Source organism: Albidovulum sp. (assembly GCF_049646345.1).
Lineage (GTDB): Bacteria > Pseudomonadota > Alphaproteobacteria > Rhodobacterales > Rhodobacteraceae > Albidovulum.
This window is the reverse complement of record NZ_JBARVQ010000038.1, coordinates 1-2,481: the sequence shown is the minus strand read 5'-3', so window position 1 is coordinate 2,481 and position 2,481 is coordinate 1. Positions and strand designations below refer to the sequence as shown.

General features: G+C 62.4%; 3 protein-coding genes. 1 reads left to right on the top strand and 2 read right to left on the bottom strand.

Going from position 1 to position 2,481, the window contains the following annotated elements; translation table 11 throughout:
• Positions 1-286, top strand: a 286-nt coding sequence (locus WBB85_RS00930; RefSeq protein WP_432636743.1) for a Hint domain-containing protein, incomplete at its 5' end; no start/stop codon positions are given.
• Between the two features lie 8 nt (positions 287-294).
• On the opposite strand, the gene WBB85_RS00925 is transcribed toward WBB85_RS00930, so the two are convergent.
• Together WBB85_RS00925 and WBB85_RS00920 are read right to left on the bottom strand one after the other, a co-directional pair.
• Positions 295-894 (bottom strand): nucleotidyltransferase family protein, encoded by a 600-nt coding sequence (locus WBB85_RS00925; RefSeq protein WP_432636742.1) that lies wholly within the window; start codon positions 892-894, stop codon positions 295-297.
• Positions 895-1,038: 144 nt separating this feature from the next.
• On the bottom strand, positions 1,039-2,481 hold a 1,443-nt coding region (locus WBB85_RS00920; protein WP_432636741.1), incomplete at its 5' end, for a glycine cleavage T C-terminal barrel domain-containing protein.

Sequence of the window (2,481 nt, the reverse complement as noted above, 5' to 3'; positions counted from 1 at the left end):
GGCCGCAGTAGAGATTGCCGACCTGTTGGCGGCGAAGCCGGTCGAACAGGACAACGTGATCTATTACCACATCCTGTTTGACGCCCATGAGATTGTCTGGGCCAATGGCTGCTGGTCGGAGAGCTTTCATCCCGCCGCCGAAACCCTGAACGGGCTGCACAACGCGCAGCGTGACGAAATCCTCACGATCTTTCCCGAGCTTGAAACGGAAGAGGGCCTGCGGGCCTTTGCCCCGGCGCGAATCGGGCTTCGGCGGGAGGCCCCGCAGCTTCGGCTCGTGGCCTGATCCGCCCCTTACCTCTGTTGCTGACGCTTCCAGTTCGCCCAATCTTCGGGCGTATCGAGATCCGTGGTTGCATGGCCCGAGGGCAGGGGGACATGGCGGATGTTTTCCCCATCCAGCACGCGTTGCGCACCGATGTCACCGGTCAGCACCGATATTTCCTGAAACAGCCGACGCGGGAAGATCACAGGATGGCCGGGCCTGCCGAAATCCCCCACAGCGCGGACCGGACGGCCGGGATCCTCGGCAAAGGCAGTGATCACCGCGCAAAGATCGTCAGACGTGATGTCTGGCATGTCCGGCAACAAAATCATCAGCCCGTCCGCCTGATGCGCTTCACGCACACCGGCCCTGAGACTTGCCGACATTCCGTCGTGATAGTCCGGGATTTTGACGGGCCGGATGCCAGTGCCGGTCAGTGCCGTGCGACGTGCAGGCAGCATCGGGCCCGATCCCGGCAAGGTCACGATGACCCGCGCTCCGGTTGTCCTGGCCATTGCGACACTGCGTTTCAGGATGGGTTCGCCGCCGACCTCCATCAGCAGCTTGTCCCTGCCGCCCATCCGGCTGGACGCACCCGCCGCAGGTATAACAATTGCAATATCAACCATTTATAGACGCTCCCTCACACGAAAGAGTTCTCGTCATTCGTTCCTGGACTTCAGGAAATATCTTCGCCAAAGGGCGCGCGCGCAAGGAATTTTAACAAATGTGCCTGCGCCGGGCAGATCCCGGGACGCAGGCACTGCAGGGTTTCAGCCACGCATTCTTGAACTGTCCGCATCCCAGAGCGGGCCATTGGTCATCCGGGCTTTCCGCTTTTCGCCGAGGATTTCGATCTCGGCCTCCAGCCCGTCACGGATAAGTTCGGTCGGCACGAACCCGATCGCGATCGACTGCCCGGTCCAGTGCGAATAACCGCCCGAGGTGCAGAAGCCCACAACCTCGCCTCCGACCCAAATCGGTTCATAGGCCACGACATCGGCATCCTTTGCATCGATGATAAAGGCGCAGAGCTTGCGGTTCGGCCCTTCGGCCTTTTCCTTAGTCGCCGCTGCCTTGCCGATCCAGTCAGAGGCCTTGTTCCAGCGGATGAAGCGGTCGATCCCCGTTTCGCCCGGGAAGTAGTCGGGGCTGAATTCCCGCGCCCAACTTCCGAAAAGCTTATCGAGGCGCAGGCTCATCATCGCCCGCATGCCGAAGGGACGCAGGCCAAGGTCCTGTCCGGCGGCCCAGAGCGTGTGCCAGAGGCTGCGTTCGCTCATGAAATCGGTGAAGATCTCAAAGCCGAGATCGCCGGTATAGCTGACCCTCTGCACAAAGCAATCGGCCATACCGATGGTCATGCGCCTTGCGTCCATGAACCTGAACGCCTCGGCCGAGACATCGCTGCGGGTCACGCGCGACAACAGCTCGCGCGCATTCGGTCCGGCGATCTGGAAGCCGGTCACCCGGTCCGAGATGTTTTCCACCGCCACCCCGTCTTCGAGGTTCATCTCGAACCAGCGCAGATGCTGGTCCTGCGCGCCGTAGCTGCCGGTGATCCTGAATTCGGTTTCCGAGAGGCAGGTCACGGTGAAGTCGCCGATGATCTTGCCCTTGGGTGACAGCATCGGGGTCAGCGACAGGCGGCCGGGCTTCGGGATCAACCCGGCCATGATCCTGTCGAGCCAGGCCCGCGCATTCGGACCTGTCACGCGGAACTTGCCGAAGTTCTGTACCTCGTTGACGCCCACGGCCTCGCGCACCGCGCGCACTTCGGCCGCCGTGGCGTCCCAGGCGTTCGAGCGTTTGAACGACGGTGTCTCATAGCGCGGCTCGCCGGGCAGCGCGAAGTAGTTGACGACCTCAAGCCCGTATTGCTGGCCCCAGACAGCACCCATGCCGTCGAAAATGTCGTACATCGGCGTGGTGCGGAAGGGGCGGGCGGCGGGGCGTTCCTCATTCGGGTAAGAGACCGAGAAACGCATCTGGTAATTCTCGATCACCTTCGGAACGGTGTAGCCCGGCGTCGTCCATTTGCCAAAGCGTGCCACGTCAAAGCCGCGCGGATCGCATTCGGTTTCGCCGTGGATCATCCATTCGGCCAGCGATTTGCCCATACCGCCGCCCTGGCTGAAGCCTGCCATGACCGCGCAGGCCGACCAGTAATTGCGCATGCCCGGCACGGGGCCGATCAGCGGATTGCCGTCGGGGGC